Raw genomic sequence first — 15,416 nt, forward strand, 5'->3', positions numbered from 1 at the left:
TAAAGGTAGCTAGCGAATTTGATGTGATGATCGATCCTTTGGGAGTTCATTTCAACCTCTAATGGGTTTACTCAATAGATGAAATAAACGGACAAGAGAGCGGACAGCGCAACAAATGAGCGAAATGGTTAAGCTACTAAGAGCACACGGAGGATGCCTAGGCGCTAGGAGCCGATGAAGGACGTGGCGAACAACGAAACTGCCTCGGGGAGCTGTAAGCAAGCTTTGATCCGGGGGTGTCCGAATGGGGAAACCCAGCTGTGGTAATTCGCAGTTACTCATTCCTGAATACATAGGGGATGTAGAGGCAGACCAGGGGAACTGAAACATCTAAGTACCCTGAGGAAGAGAAAACAATAGTGATTCCGTCAGTAGCGGCGAGCGAACGCGGAACAGCCCAAACCAAGGAGCTTGCTCTTTGGGGTTGTGGGACGTCTCACATGGAGTTACAAAGGATTAGGTTAGGTGAAGAGGTCTGGAAAGGCCCGGCATAGAAGGTAAAAGCCCTGTAACCAAAAGTCTAATCCCTCCGAGACGGATCCCGAGTAGTGCGGGGCACGTGAAACCCCGTATGAATCTAGCAGGACCATCTGCTAAGGCTAAATACTACCTAGCGACCGATAGTGAAACAGTACCGTGAGGGAAAGGTGAAAAGCACCCCGGAAGGGGAGTGAAATAGAACCTGAAACCGTGTGCTTACAAAAAGTCAGAGCCCTATTTATGGGTGATGGCGTGCCTTTTGTAGAATGAACCGGCGAGTTACGTTCCCGTGCAAGGTTAAGGTGAGAAGCCGGAGCCGCAGCGAAAGCGAGTCTGAATAGGGCGAATTTTAGTACGTGGACGTAGACCCGAAACCGAGTGATCTACCCCTGTCCAGGGTGAAGGTGCGGTAACACGCACTGGAGGCCCGAACCCACGCATGTTGAAAAATGCGGGGATGAGGTGGGGGTAGCGGAGAAATTCCAATCGAACTCGGAGATAGCTGGTTCTCCCCGAAATAGCTTTAGGGCTAGCCTCGGAAATAAGTCGTGGAGGTAGAGCACTGATTGGGTGCGGGGCCCGCAAGGGTTACCAAACTCAGTCAAACTCCGAATGCCATAGACTCGAATTCCGGGAGTCAGACAGTGAGTGCTAAGATCCATTGTCGAAAGGGAAACAGCCCAGACCATCAGCTAAGGTCCCCAAGTGTGTGTTAAGTGGGAAAGGATGTGGAGTTGCACAGACAACCAGGATGTTGGCTTAGAAGCAGCCACCATTGAAAGAGTGCGTAATAGCTCACTGGTCGAGTGACTCTGCGCCGAAAATGTAACGGGGCTAAACACGCCACCGAAGCTATGGCTTGATGCTTTGCATCAGGGGTAGGGGAGCGTTGTATGCAGGTTGAAGGTGTACCGTAAGGAGCGCTGGACAGCATACAAGTGAGAATGCCGGTATAAGTAACGAAAAGATCAGTGAGAATCTGATCCGCCGAAAGCCCAAGGTTTCCTGAGGAAGGCTCGTCCTCTCAGGGTAAGTCGGGACCTAACGCGAGGCCGAAAGGCGTAGTGGATGGACAACAGGTTGAAATTCCTGTACCACCGTAATCCGTTATGAGTAATGGGGTGACGCAGCAGGGTAGTGACGCGGACTGATGGAAGTGTCCGTCTAAGCAGTGAGGCTGATGTGTAGGCAAATCCGCACATCAATAAGGCTGGGCTGTAATGGGGAGCGAAAATTATAGTAGCGAAGGTCATGATCTCACACTGCCAAGAAAAGCCTCTAACCAGGAGAAGGTGCCCGTACCGCAAACCGACACAGGTAGGCGAGAAGAGTATTCTAAGGCGCGCGGAAGAACTCTCGTTAAGGAACTCGGCAAAATGACCCCGTAACTTCGGGAGAAGGGGTGCCCCGGTAGTGTGAATAGCACGAGGGGGCCGCAGTGAAAAGGCCCAAGCGACTGTTTAGCAAAAACACAGGTCTGTGCGAAGCCGCAAGGCGAAGTATACGGGCTGACGCCTGCCCGGTGCTGGAAGGTTAAGGGGAGTGGTTAGGGGTAACCCGAAGCTATGAACCGAAGCCCCAGTAAACGGCGGCCGTAACTATAACGGTCCTAAGGTAGCGAAATTCCTTGTCAGGTAAATTCTGACCCGCACGAATGGCGTAACGACTTGGGCGCTGTCTCAACGAGAGATCCGGTGAAATTTTAATACCTGTGAAGATGCAGGTTACCCGCGACAAGACGGAAAGACCCCATGGAGCTTTACTGCAGCTTGATATTGGATTTGGGTACGATCTGTACAGGATAGGTGGGAGCCTGAGAAGTAGGAGCGCAAGCTTCTATGGAGGCGCCGTTGGGATACCACCCTGATCGTATCTAGGTTCTAACCTAGGACCGTAAACCGGTTCGGGGACAGTGTCAGGTGGGCAGTTTGACTGGGGCGGTCGCCTCCTAAAGAGTAACGGAGGCGCCCCAAGGTTCCCTCAGAATGGTTGGAAATCATTCGAAGAGTGCAAAGGCAGAAGGGAGCTTGACTGCGAGACCTACAAGTCGAGCAGGGACGAAAGTCGGGCTTAGTGATCCGGTGGTACCGCATGGAAGGGCCATCGCTCAACGGATAAAAGCTACCCTGGGGATAACAGGCTTATCTCCCCCAAGAGTCCACATCGACGGGGAGGTTTGGCACCTCGATGTCGGCTCATCGCATCCTGGGGCTGAAGTAGGTCCCAAGGGTTGGGCTGTTCGCCCATTAAAGCGGTACGCGAGCTGGGTTCAGAACGTCGTGAGACAGTTCGGTCCCTATCTGTCGTGGGCGCAGGAAATTTGAGAGGAGCTGTCCTTAGTACGAGAGGACCGGGATGGACGCACCTCTGGTGTACCAGTTGTTCCGCCAGGAGCATAGCTGGGTAGCTACGTGCGGACGGGATAAACGCTGAAAGCATCTAAGCGTGAAGCCCCCCTCAAGATGAGATTTCCCAATTAGTAAGACCCCTTGAAGACGACGAGGTAGATAGGTTGGAGGTGGAAGTGCAGTAATGCATGGAGCTGACCAATACTAATCGGTCGAGGGCTTATCCTAAAAGTTTCATGAAGTGAAACTACTTCGGAAGCATATGCTGTTTTAAACTTGCAAATTCATTTCGTATCTAGTTTTCAAGGATTAAACCTTGAATATGATCTATCTGGAGAGATACCCAAGTGGCTATAAGGGGACCCTCTGCTAAGGGGTTAGACTGCGTAAGCGGTGCGTGGGTTCGAATCCCACTCTCTCCGCCATTGATATTTCATTAAAGTTGTACAATTATTAGTGTGGCGGTGTAGCTCAGCTGGCTAGAGCGTACGGTTCATACCCGTGAGGTCGGGGGTTCGATCCCCTTCGCCGCTACCATACATACCCAGGAGGCTTAGCTCAGCTGGGAGAGCATCTGCCTTACAAGCAGAGGGTCGGGGGTTCGATCCCCTCAGCCTCCACCATCATACGCCGTTGTAGCTCAACTGGTAGAGCAACTGACTTGTAATCAGTAGGTTGGGGGTTCAAGTCCTCTCGACGGCACCATCTTTATTTAATAGTGCGGAACCGTGGTGTAGTTGGTTAACATGCCTGCCTGTCACGCAGGAGATCGCGGGTTCGAGTCCCGTCGGTTCCGCCATTTTATTAAGATGTATGGATGGATATGTACAATAGTTTTATTTTTGTGAACATTATATATGGCTCGGTAGCTCAGTCGGTAGAGCATTGGACTGAAAATCCAAGTGTCGGCGGTTCGAATCCGTCCCGAGCCACCTTTATATTGCGGAGGATTAGTGAAGTGGCTAAACACGGCAGACTGTAAATCTGCTCTCTACGAGTTCGGTGGTTCGAATCCATCATCCTCCACCAGTTTTATGAGCCATTAGCTCAGTTGGTAGAGCACCTGACTTTTAATCAGGGTGTCGAAGGTTCGAATCCTTCATGGCTCATCTTAAGTAATAAAGGAAATCATTGACCTATACGGTTAGTGATTTTTTTTGTTTTATTCTATTTTTGAGAAGAGATATGATAAAATATGAAGAAAAAGGTAAAGTGGTAGGTGAATTTCGATGGTGGAGATGGAGACATTACGTCAGAAATTGCAGCAAATAGTAGGAATTCCTCTCATAATCAAAGAATTGAATAAGCAGGAATCAGGCTCTTTTTTTAATTATAATAATAAAACGGTAATGGATTCTGTGGTGAATGAAGGGGAAGTGTGGTTCCCCTTGTATAGTAACAATGGGCAGATGTCCGTACTAGCTGGAGAGCTAAATGCTTTAAGTTTAGAGGAAGTACAATTTATGGAGTTACTAATAGCTAATATGCGTGATCATTCAGAGGTATCATTATCTTTGCAGAATGTAGAAGAGCGTGAGGTAGAACAATTCAGTGAATGGCTTCAGTCTCAAATTGAGCTAGGAGAGTTGGATAGTGATGTTCCAGATAAGCTTATACTTAAGAATCGTTTAAAACCTGATATGGTTCCGTTTCTATTGGCTTATGAGGGTATACATACACCAGTAATTTCATATATCGAATTAAAGAAGCTGTTAGTTAGTTATTTTGATGGGGAGGTACTATTGATTCCCTTAGCAGCACATGAGTGGCTTATTATGGCTTGTAAGGAATTAATCATAGGAAGTACGGACGAGAAGGATGATGGTCTGGAGGAATCGGATAAAGATATAATCTCCGCATTCTGTGATGGACTATATGAGTTGATTGCAAGTGAATGGGTAGGTGGGTTTCATCTATCCGTAACGGAGGCCATTCATCCGCTGCATTCGCTCCCAGCAACAGTTAATTTATTAAGAGAATCGATAGATCTGGGCAAAGCATTTCGTATAACGGAGCATATACACTTGCCTTGGGAGTTAGTATTAGAAAGATTAGTGTCTAGCATTCCTGATTATCAACGTAATGGCTTTCTAGAGCAAGTCGGTAACCACTCCATTCTATTTACGGATGCTGAGACACTTTCAACGCTAGAGACTTTTTTTGAAATCGATTGTAATGTTAGTGAGACGGCAAAGCGAATGTATATCCATCGGAATACGCTTATCTATCGTCTTGATAAGATCAAACAGGAAACTGGACTGGATGTCCGTAACTTCGAAGATGCTGTATTGGTTAAGTTGACGATGCTATTGTATAAAGTGACGAAAAGGAAATAGGTTTTTTGTGCAGTTTGTGGATAGCCAGTCTTGTAGATGTTGGGTATGATAAGAGTACAAAATGAATTCGATTACAAAACAACCACTTAGGGGGCAAATATAATGGCTGGAGTACGCTTAGAACATCTTTATAAGAAATACCCAGGTGCTGACAAAGCAACGGTTATTGATATCAATCTTGATGTTAAAGATAAGGAATTTTTGGTTCTAGTTGGACCATCTGGTTGCGGTAAATCTACAACACTTCGGATGATTGCTGGTTTGGAAGAAATTTCAGAGGGGAACCTCTACATTGGCGACCGTGTTGTCAACGATGTAGCTCCAAAAGACCGCGATATCGCGATGGTATTCCAATCCTACGCCCTGTACCCACATATGAGCGTATATCAAAACATGGCATTCGGTTTGAAACTTCGTAAAGTGAAGAAAGATGAGATCGACAAAAAAGTACGTGATGCAGCAGCAATTCTAGATATCGTACATTTACTTGACCGCAAACCAAAAGCTCTTTCTGGTGGTCAACGTCAACGTGTCGCTTTGGGACGCGCTATCGTACGGGATCCACAAGTATTCTTGATGGATGAGCCTCTTTCTAACTTGGATGCAAAACTACGTGGTCAAATGCGTGCAGAAATCACGAAGCTTGTAAAACGTCTTGAGACTACTTGTATCTATGTAACGCATGACCAAACAGAAGCTATGACAATGGGTGACCGTATCGTAGTTATGTATGATGGTATCATTCAACAAGCAGCTTCTCCAGAAGAGCTATACAATAACCCAACTAATCTTTTCGTAGCAGGTTTTATTGGATCTCCTACAATGAACTTTATAAACGGTACACTTAGCGAGTCAAACGGAGCTGTTAGATTCCGTGCAAATGGATTGGATGTAGAAGTTCCTGGTGGCAAAGCTCAAGTCTTGAAGAGTAAAGGCTTGGTTGGTAAAGAAGTTATCATGGGCATTCGTCCTGAAGATATTCATGAAGAGCCAGTATTCTTAGAAGCATCTCCAAATACGATCTTTACATCTAATGTAGACGTTACTGAGAACCTTGGACATGAAATGCAGATATACTTGAGTGGATTAGGTAATGATACAGTAATCGCTCGTGTAGATGGACGTTCTACAATTCGTGATGGTAGCTCAGTTCGCTTAGCAATTGATATGAACAAAATTCATATCTTCGATAAGGAATCCGAACTTAACGTTCTAATTGCAGACTAATATCATTTATTAATTACTATAATACCAAGACCGCCAATTTGGCGGTTTTTTGGTATTTATATCTGCTCATCTTATGTAAGCTGAGATTGCATTCGATAGCGATTTCATTTACGATGGTTACAATGGAAAAGTCTTGAATAGGTCCATAAGTCTCGGCCTCGGTATACATAGGGAAGTTGGACGAAAGGGAGAATTGAAATGGCTAAAAAGGTAAAGGTATCTGAACTAGTTCAACAATTTCAGTTGGAAGTCATTTCGGGTGAGGAAGGTCTCAAGCGTGTGATTACGGTTGATGATTTGAATCGACCTGGATTGGAAATGGCAGGCTACTTCGAATATCATCCTCAAGAGCGAGTGCAATTATTCGGTAAGACGGAGTTGGCTTTTTTTGCAATGCTACCTGCTGAAGATAGAAGAGAACGAATGGTGAAACTCTGTACGGATGTAACGCCATGTATTGTTGTCACTCGATCATTGGAAGTTCCTCAGGAGTTAATAGATGTTAGTATTCAGAATAATATAGCTGTCCTTCGTAGTAATATGGCAACAACCACACTTTCCAGCCGAATTACGGGCTTCCTAGAGAAGAAGTTGGCACCGACGGCAACCATACATGGTGTATTGTGTGATGTTAATGGTGTGGGTATGCTAATAACGGGTTCAAGTGGCATAGGTAAGAGTGAGACAGCGCTAGAATTGGTCAAAAGAGGACATAGGCTTATTGCCGATGATGCAGTGGAAATTCGGCAGACCTCAGATAATCAACTTCATGGTACAGCGCCTGAATTGATTCGTCATCTTCTTGAAATTCGTGGGGTTGGTATTATTAATGTAATGACCCTATTTGGTGCAGGTGCCATCCGTAACAATAAACGGATTACGCTAGTCGTAAGATTAGAAGCTTGGCAACAAGATAAGCAATATGATCGTCTGGGTCTTGATGAAGAGACAACAAGAATTATTGATACCGATGTTCCATTGGTGACGATACCTGTTCGGCCAGGACGTAACCTTGCAGTTATTATTGAAGTGGCAGCTATGAACTATCGCTTGAAACAAATGGGGTTCAATGCGGCACTGCAGTTCACGAATAAATTAACGGCGACGATTGCAGAAGATAACGACGATTTAGATTAGGGGTGAGGAATAGAGATGGCGACATTGTTATTGAATCCTATCGCAATTTCGATTGGATCACTAGATGTTCACTGGTATGGTCTAATTTTGGGATTAGGTGCTTTGATAGGCCTTATGTTTGCCATTAGAGAAGGTCGTAGATTTGGAATTCCGTCTGAAGTATTTATGGATCTTCTATTGTTTGGAGTTCCTTCATCGATTATCTGTGCACGTATTTATTTCGTAGCGTTCAAATGGGATGATTACAAAGATAATTTCTGGGATGTCTTCAAAATATGGAACGGTGGTATTGCGATTTATGGCGCATTAATTGGAGCGATGATATGCGGATATGTATATAGCCGTTATAAAGGATATAAATTTTGGAGAATTCTTGATATTTGTGCTCCAGGACTGATTGTGGGTCAAATCATTGGACGCTGGGGTAACTTCGTAAACCAAGAGGCTTATGGTGGACCGGTCGAGGAATCCTTTTTACGTAATAGTCTGCATTTACCTGATTTCATTGTGAATCAAATGAGTGTTCAAGGAGTGTTTCATCACCCGGCATTTTTATATGAATCTTTGTGGAACCTTGTAGGACTTGGTTTGCTACTTGTGTTGAGACGTCAAAAGTTTCTGCGTGCTGGTGAAATGATTATTGCATATTTCGTATGGTATTCTATTGGGCGCTTCTTTATCGAAGGACTACGTACAGATAGTCTAGCTTACCAAGGTCAACAATGGATTGTTTCTCTAGTTAATGGCTTATGGAGTCCAATGCAAAGTCTAGGATTTGAGGTTGGGCATTTAGATCCGTCTTATGGCAATGTGAGGATTTCTCAATTGTTATCTCTACTTATAATTGTGTTTGCGATCATACTGATTGTTGTACGCCGTGTAACTGGGCGAGCAGAAGTTCGTTATCTCGATCCTGTTGTGTCTACGAAAGTAACGCCAGATACAATGCCAGAAGCGCCTCTTACAGCGCCAAAGAAGGTTAAGAACGAAGAAGTTTCTACCCAACCACGAGTGCATGAGGTGGGACATCCAGCGGAGAACAAGAAGGAGTAAAGGCATGATTGATACGATACTATTTGATCTTGATGGCACGATTATCGATACGAATGAATTAATAATTTCATCTTTTATGAATGTACTGGAAGTTCAAGGACTGTCTCCACTCACAAGAGAACAAATCATACCTAAGATGGGATTGACGTTGGAGCGACAGCTCCAAATCTTCTCGGGTCAAGATGATGTTATGCCTTTAATCCAGTCATATCGGACATATAACGATATCTATCATGATGAGATGGTACATCCTTTTCCCCAAGTGATTGAAGTCATTCAATCACTTCATGGACGAGGAATTCATATGGGTGTGGTCACTACGAAGAATAGACCAGGTACATTGAAAGTACTTGAAATGTTTGGCTTGTTGGAATATATGGATTCAGTTGTAACGGTGATTGATGTTAAGAACCCTAAGCCTCATCCAGAACCTGTACTCAAGGCAGTGAAGGAGCTTGGGGCAGATCCACTTAAAACCTTGATGGTTGGGGATAGCCCTGTAGATATTCAGGCAGCAAAGGCAGCTGGAGTGTTATCGGCAGGTGTAGCATGGTCACTAAAGGGTGAAGATGAGCTTAAGAAGTATGAACCAGACCACATGTTGCATGCGATGAGCGATTTATATTCTCTTGTGGAACAGGAGTCGGGTTTAGAGTGAGAAAGATTACTCGTCATCCAGTGGAAGGTCCGAATGCGCTTTGGCAAATTTATCGAACCGTTAGTCCTTGGAAGGGGATTAAAAATTTCGTATGTATTCAGATAGCTCGCTACTGTCCTATTCTTCAAGTGAAGAACTGGATCTATCGTCACATGTTAGGTATGAAGGTGGGAAAGCATACGGCATTCGGGCTAATGGTCATGGTCGATGTATTTTTTCCTGAAAAAATATCAGTGGGAGAAAATTCAGTTATTGGCTATAATACGACCATTCTGGCTCATGAGTACTTAATTCATGAATATCGGTTGGGCGAGGTGATCATTGGGGAAAATGTAATGATTGGAGCCAATTCAACGATACTTCCCGGAGTGACCATTGGTGATGGGGCTATTGTGGCGGCGGGGTCAGTAGTTCACAAGGATGTAGCGCCAGGTACCTTCGTAGGTGGAAATCCATTGCGTGAATTGAGACCAGCAGCCACAAGAGATGATTCAGAATAAGCCTCATGACATGGGGAATTCGAAATCGTTAACACCTCAGTTTGAGACTGAGGTGTTATTTGTCGTAAGCTTCGTTGTAAGCGATAGATGTTGATTGACGTCACATCATAATCATGTTAAGATAGCGAATATTCTTTACTTTGGTAGCATGGTAGATCGTTACCGCACTAAAGTAATTTAAATTAAATAAAGCCTATCTTCTCTTGATATATAATCTTTTAATAAAGTTGTCTAAGTCGAGGTGAACTGAAGTGTCTAAGCCAAAAGGGTTTGAAAAACCGGTAGGTGTTCGTGATTATCTGCCGTATGCAGTGAAGAAACTACGTTCCATTGAACGTAATGTGTTGGATTGCATGGAAGCATGGGGATATCGTCAGATTATGACGCCAACGATGGAATACTATGATACGGTTGGTGTGGCAAGTTCTACGTCAGATCGTAAGTTATTTAAATTGCTTAATAATCGGGGAACTACGCTGGTGCTACGTTCAGATATGACGGCTCCTATTGCACGTGTGGTATCTTCGTTATTGAAAGAGGAGCCTCTCCCATTAAGACTGTCTTATCATGCGAACGTATTTCGTACAATTGAAGAAGAAGCAGGTAGAGAAGCGGAGTTTTTCCAGACAGGTGTGGAGCTGGTGGGTGATGATTCCCCAGAGGCCGATGCGGAGATTGTCGCGCTTGCCATTGAGTCGTTGAAGGCTGCGGGAGTGACCTCTTTTAAAATTGCTATGGGTCATGTGGGATTCTTGCATGGATTGTTCCAAGAGGTTGTTCCAGATCAGGATGATGCTCAGGAAGCTCTTAAAGAAGGATTATTGCGCCGTGATTATGTGGGGTTCCGTAATACGATTCTTGAATTGGATTTACCGAATGCACAAAAAAATATATTGGATGGAATTGTACGGCTACGTGGAGGGAAGGAAATCTGTGATCAGGCCTTCCAACTTAGTGGAAATACGCTAGCTCAGAGTTCAATCGTCCACTTATGTAAAGTGTGGGAAGTGTTAGAAGCCTATGGTGTCTCAGAACATGTGTTGATTGATCTCACGATGATTGGGGATTTCTCTTATTACACAGGTATGACCTTTGAAGGGTATGCTTCAGAACTGGGTTTCCCAGTATGTAGCGGCGGACGTTATGATAATCTTTTACAACAATTTGGACGGTCCATTCCTGCGACAGGGTTCGCACTAAAGACCAATCGCATTCTAGATGGTGTGCAGGGTAAGCATGAACTTGAGGTGTTACCTGTTCTTGTGCAATATGATGCATTACAACGCGCAGAGGGACTTGCTGAAGCTACTAGATTACGGGCATCGGGGTATACGGTGGTGACACGTCTAATTTCAGATCAGGATTCGTTAAATTCGAGTAAACAGGTTGAGCAAAAAGCAGAACAAGATGTAGAACAAGAAATAGATTCGGATTCAGAAAATGTGAAATCAGGAGTTCAAGTAGGGCATCCTGTGAAGAAGTTGTATAGCGAGATCATTACTTATGTTACACATGAATAATTAGGCTCCAACGGGGAGCAAGACTGATAATAGATGGATAAGGAGGTTAGAAAGAATGGTTGAGACGTTAAAAGTAGCCATGCCCAAGGGGCGTATATATACGAAGGCAGCAGCCTTATTCCGCAAAGCTGGACTAGATATTCCACTGGAAGTAGATGAATCACGAAAGCTAGTCGTTCCTTTGCCTGAGATGGGTATGGAGTTCATTCTCGCGAAGCCGGTAGATGTACCTACTTATGTTGAGTATGGCGTAGCTGATATTGGAATTGTAGGGAAGGATGTGCTTCTCGAAGAGAATAAGGACGTGTATGAGCTATTGGATCTAGGTATTGCGCGTTGTCGGATGTCTGTTATTGGTCTGCCGAATTGGCAGCCGGGAATTCAACAACGAGTAGCTACGAAGTATCCGAATGTGGCTTCACAGTATTTTCGAGAGCAAGGACAACAGGTTGAAGTTATTAAGCTGAACGGGTCTATTGAGCTAGCACCCCTGATTGGGTTGGCAGATCGAATTGTGGATATGGTGGAGACGGGGCAAACATTGAAGGATAATGGCTTGGTAGAGATGATAAGTATTTTTGAAATTACAAGCCGCCTTATTGCTAATCGTGTTAGTTATCGTATGAAGAATGGGCAAATACAAGAGTTATGTGATTTGCTCCAAAAGGTGCTTCCAGTACCTCAAATTGAATCGAAATGAGTAGATAAGGAAAAACAGTGAATCATTGTAGAGTAAGCTTGGCGGAGGTGGAGTTCACATGATGAAAATTGTACCGGTTGAAAAGTTTAATTTGCAGAGGGAAGTGGATTACGGTACGCCTGAGCAGAATGAAGCTGTTAAGACTATCGTAAAGGATGTCAAGGTTGAAGGAGATGCAGCACTTCTTCGTTATACAGAGCAGCATGATCGGACCAAGTTGACTGCTGCCACACTACGGGTAACTGCGGAAGAGTTACAAGAGGCTTATAAGCATGTTGAGCCATCTTTCGTGAGGGCTATTTCAGCAGCAGCAACCAACATTAGAGCCTTCCATATGCGTGAGAAAAGAAACTCTTGGATGGATTTGCAGCCGGATGGCAGTATTCTAGGTCAAATTATCCGTCCACTTAAACGTGTGGGCGTATATGTACCCGGAGGTAAGGCAGCTTATCCTTCTTCTGTTCTGATGAACGTTATTCCAGCTCAAGTAGCTGGCGTACCGGAGATTGTCATGATGACTCCACCAGGGACGAATGGTCAAGAGGGCATTGATCCTCATATTCTTGTAGCCGCAGCAGAAGCAGGTGTGCACGAGATTTATCGTGTGGGTGGAGCACAAGCGATTGCTGCATTAGCTTATGGTACGAAGACGATTGCACCGGTAGATAAGATATGTGGTCCAGGTAACATATATGTTGCATTGGCTAAGCGAGAAGTGTATGGGGCCGTAGACATTGATAGCATTGCCGGACCAAGCGAAATCGTGGTATTAGCAGACGAGAAGGCGAGTCCAGTCTATGTTGCAGCTGATTTGTTATCTCAGGCAGAGCATGATGAGATGGCTTCAGCGATTCTTGTGACACCTTCACGGGCGTTTGCCGAAGTCGTTTCGTTAGAGGTAACACGTCAGTTGGCATTATTGCCACGTCAAGAGATTGCAGCTTCCTCAATCGTGAACTATGGCGCTATTATTGTTGTAGAATCAATCGAAGAGGGTATCTCAGTGGTGAATCGGCTAGCACCAGAGCATCTAGAAATTATGGTGGAAGACCCGATGTCTTATGTCAGTAAGATTGAGAATGCGGGTGCTATTTTCTTAGGACCTTACAGCTCGGAGCCTGTAGGAGATTATTTCGCTGGACCGAATCATATTATTCCGACTAATGGGACAGCTAGATTCTCATCGCCTGTAGATGTGGATGATTTCATTAAGAAATCTAGCATGATTTATTATAGTAAGGAAGCATTGCTAGAGAATGGTGCGACGATCATGGAACTAGCTCGGCACGAAGGACTAGAGGGTCATGCACGGGCCATTGAGGTCCGGTTACAGAAGGAAGGAAAGGTGGATATTAATAATGGACAATAATGTGAATGAGAGTTTGCGCACAGCAAGTGTAAGTCGTGCAACGAATGAGACGAATATTTCACTTTCTTTTGGTGTAGATGGTACGGGTGTATCGGAGCTGGAGACGGATGTTCCATTCCTGAATCATATGTTGGATCTGTTCACTAAGCACGGACATTTCGATCTTTCTGTAAAGGCGCAGGGAGATATTGAAATTGATGATCATCATACGGTGGAGGATATCGGGATCTGTCTAGGACAGACGCTTAGAGAAGCGCTAGGCGACAAGAAGGGAATTAAGCGTTATGCTAGCGTATTTGTACCGATGGATGAGGCTTTAGCGCAAGTAATTATTGATATTAGCAATCGGCCGCATTTTGAATATCGGGCAGAATATCCTTCACAGCAGGTAGGAAGTTTCACGACGGAACTGGTACATGAATTTCTGTGGAAATTCGCATTGGAAGCACGTATTACGCTACATGTGATCGTTCACTACGGACAGAACACGCATCACATGATTGAAGCTGTATTTAAGGCGCTAGGTCGTGCGCTTGATGAAGCAACTAGCATTGATCCGCGTGTGACAGGTGTGCCCTCCACGAAGGGAGTGCTATAATCGTGGCTATTGCGATTGTGGATTATGGCATGGGCAACTTGCACAGTGTGAGTAAAGCTGTAGAGCGTCTTGGATATGAGGTGCTTATTACGAGTGTAGAGAGCGAAATCCTCGCCGCAGAAGGTGTAATCTTGCCTGGTGTTGGTGCTTTCGGTGATGCTATGACGCAATTACAGGAGAGTTCGCTCGATGCTGTAGTGCGGAAGGTCGCAGCAGGCGATCAGCCTCTACTAGGCATCTGCCTAGGTATGCAGTTGTTGTTCAGTACTAGTGAGGAGCACGGTAGCCACAAGGGACTAGATATACTACCTGGTGCAGTTGTTCGATTCGCTGGCGGGGATTATAAAGTGCCGCACATGGGATGGAATAAGTTAGATTACATTGAACAGGGGAGTCCGCTGTTTACGGGACTTGCGGAAGGATATGTATACTTCGTACATTCTTATCATGTTCTTCCGGAAGTAAAGACAGATCTTCTAGCAACAACAGATTATGGACAGCCCGTGACTGCGATCGTGGGTCGAGACTCAGTATTCGGCATGCAGTTCCACCCAGAGAAGAGTGGAGAGCTCGGTATGAGTTTACTGCACAATTTCCTTAAGCTTACGGGTAATCCAGTGAAATAAAGGCTGTAATTATAAATCGTATTCAATTTCGAGGAAAAGTGGGGATCACAATATGTCTTCTTTTATCATATATCCAGCTATTGATATTCGTGATGGTAAATGTGTACGACTGATTCAAGGCGATTACAATCAGGAAACGGTGTATAATGATAGCCCGTTACAAGTCGCTAAGTCATGGGAACAACAAGGTGGATCATTTATTCATCTAGTGGATCTAGATGGTGCCAAAGCAGGACATCCCGTAAATGATGCGATCATTGGAGCTATTGCTAAGGAAGTCAGCGTCCCTGTGCAAGTTGGGGGTGGAATTCGTACCCTTGCTGATGTGAAGCGGCTACTAGATCTTGGCGTAAGTAGATTGATTATCGGTACAGCAGCGATTGAGGATCGTGCCTTTACAGAAGCTGTTCTGGGTAGATATGGAGATAAGGTAGCGATAGGTATTGATGCGCGTAACGGCTACGTTGCCACCCGTGGTTGGTTGGATACCTCTGAGGTTAAAGCGGAAGAGCTCGCTAAGGAGCTTGCAGCCAAGGGGGCTGAGACATTTATTTTTACGGATATTTCACGTGATGGCATGATGCAAGGACCGAATGTAGAGGCTATTTTATCCCTTGCAGCTAGTAGTGGTCGTACGGTGATCGCATCCGGAGGTGTTACAGTGTTGGATGATCTACTTAGCTTAAGTTCACACGCTCATGAAGGCGTTGGAGGAGCGATTGTAGGCAAAGCGCTGTATACAGGGAATATTGATCTAGCAGAGGCAGTGAAGACCGTTAAAGGGCAGCAGAATTAGAGTGAGCGATAGAAGCTAAAGCGTATTATTCCGGAAATTAGATATGGATTGTGGATTGGGATTTGTGC

12 protein-coding genes, 8 tRNA genes and 1 rRNA gene are annotated in these 15,416 nt (G+C 44.9%); all 21 read left to right on the forward strand.

What is annotated here, in order from left to right:
- Positions 1-126 precede the first annotated feature (126 nt).
- The 21 genes from UB51_RS22750 (at position 127) to hisA (ending at position 15,348) form a co-directional block, all read left to right on the forward strand.
- A 23S ribosomal RNA gene (locus UB51_RS22750) occupies positions 127-3,056 on the forward strand.
- 105 nt (positions 3,057-3,161) lie between these two features.
- Positions 3,162-3,253: transfer RNA gene (locus UB51_RS22755), tRNA-Ser, on the forward strand.
- Between the two features lie 35 nt (positions 3,254-3,288).
- Positions 3,289-3,365 (forward strand) — tRNA-Met (locus UB51_RS22760).
- A gap of 10 nt (positions 3,366-3,375) precedes the next feature.
- Positions 3,376-3,451: transfer RNA gene (locus tag UB51_RS22765), tRNA-Val, on the forward strand.
- A gap of 6 nt (positions 3,452-3,457) precedes the next feature.
- Positions 3,458-3,533: transfer RNA gene (locus UB51_RS22770), tRNA-Thr, on the forward strand.
- Between the two features lie 17 nt (positions 3,534-3,550).
- A tRNA-Asp gene (locus tag UB51_RS22775) sits at positions 3,551-3,627 on the forward strand.
- A gap of 60 nt (positions 3,628-3,687) precedes the next feature.
- Positions 3,688-3,760 (forward strand) — tRNA-Phe (locus UB51_RS22780).
- A gap of 12 nt (positions 3,761-3,772) precedes the next feature.
- Positions 3,773-3,857, forward strand: a tRNA-Tyr gene (locus UB51_RS22785).
- A 7-nt stretch (positions 3,858-3,864) separates the two neighbouring features.
- Positions 3,865-3,937 (forward strand) — tRNA-Lys (locus UB51_RS22790).
- A 120-nt stretch (positions 3,938-4,057) separates the two neighbouring features.
- A complete protein-coding gene (locus tag UB51_RS22795) occupies positions 4,058-5,164 on the forward strand; it encodes a PucR family transcriptional regulator (RefSeq protein ID WP_044879264.1) in 1,107 nt (368 codons plus the stop codon).
- Between the two features lie 102 nt (positions 5,165-5,266).
- Positions 5,267-6,391 (forward strand): ABC transporter ATP-binding protein, encoded by a 1,125-nt coding sequence (locus UB51_RS22800; protein WP_044879265.1) that lies wholly within the window; start codon positions 5,267-5,269, stop codon positions 6,389-6,391.
- Between the two features lie 198 nt (positions 6,392-6,589).
- Positions 6,590-7,528 carry an HPr(Ser) kinase/phosphatase gene (hprK, locus tag UB51_RS22805; RefSeq protein WP_044879266.1) on the forward strand — a complete coding sequence of 313 codons (939 nt, stop codon included), beginning with the start codon at positions 6,590-6,592 and terminating at the stop codon, positions 7,526-7,528.
- A gap of 15 nt (positions 7,529-7,543) precedes the next feature.
- On the forward strand, positions 7,544-8,581 hold the full coding sequence (gene lgt, locus UB51_RS22810) for a prolipoprotein diacylglyceryl transferase (protein WP_044879267.1): 1,038 nt from the start codon (positions 7,544-7,546) through the stop codon (positions 8,579-8,581).
- Positions 8,582-8,585: 4 nt separating this feature from the next.
- A complete protein-coding gene (gene ppaX, locus UB51_RS22815; RefSeq protein ID WP_044879268.1) occupies positions 8,586-9,239 on the forward strand; it encodes a pyrophosphatase PpaX in 654 nt (217 codons plus the stop codon).
- A complete protein-coding gene (locus tag UB51_RS22820) occupies positions 9,236-9,739 on the forward strand; it encodes an acyltransferase (RefSeq protein ID WP_044879269.1) in 504 nt (167 codons plus the stop codon). Before ppaX ends, UB51_RS22820 begins: the two co-directional genes overlap by 4 nt.
- Before the next feature lie 251 nt (positions 9,740-9,990).
- Positions 9,991-11,259, forward strand: a complete 1,269-nt coding sequence (locus UB51_RS22825; protein WP_082063231.1) for an ATP phosphoribosyltransferase regulatory subunit — start codon at positions 9,991-9,993, stop codon at positions 11,257-11,259.
- Between the two features lie 55 nt (positions 11,260-11,314).
- Complete coding sequence (gene hisG / locus UB51_RS22830) at positions 11,315-11,959, forward strand: ATP phosphoribosyltransferase (RefSeq protein WP_044879270.1); 645 nt, start codon at positions 11,315-11,317, stop codon at positions 11,957-11,959.
- Between the two features lie 61 nt (positions 11,960-12,020).
- Positions 12,021-13,328, forward strand: a complete 1,308-nt coding sequence (gene hisD / locus UB51_RS22835) for a histidinol dehydrogenase (protein ID WP_044880378.1) — start codon at positions 12,021-12,023, stop codon at positions 13,326-13,328.
- Positions 13,318-13,926 carry an imidazoleglycerol-phosphate dehydratase HisB gene (hisB, locus tag UB51_RS22840; RefSeq protein WP_044879271.1) on the forward strand — a complete coding sequence of 203 codons (609 nt, stop codon included), beginning with the start codon at positions 13,318-13,320 and terminating at the stop codon, positions 13,924-13,926. The genes hisD and hisB overlap by 11 nt, the downstream gene beginning before the upstream one ends.
- A gap of 2 nt (positions 13,927-13,928) precedes the next feature.
- On the forward strand, positions 13,929-14,552 hold the full coding sequence (gene hisH, locus UB51_RS22845) for an imidazole glycerol phosphate synthase subunit HisH (protein ID WP_044879272.1): 624 nt from the start codon (positions 13,929-13,931) through the stop codon (positions 14,550-14,552).
- 52 nt (positions 14,553-14,604) lie between these two features.
- Positions 14,605-15,348, forward strand: a complete 744-nt coding sequence (gene hisA, locus UB51_RS22850) for a 1-(5-phosphoribosyl)-5-[(5-phosphoribosylamino)methylideneamino]imidazole-4-carboxamide isomerase (protein ID WP_044879273.1) — start codon at positions 14,605-14,607, stop codon at positions 15,346-15,348.
- Positions 15,349-15,416 lie beyond the last annotated feature (68 nt).

Origin of the sequence: Paenibacillus sp. IHBB 10380, from assembly GCF_000949425.1 — a bacterium.
Lineage (GTDB): Bacteria > Bacillota > Bacilli > Paenibacillales > Paenibacillaceae > Paenibacillus_AQ.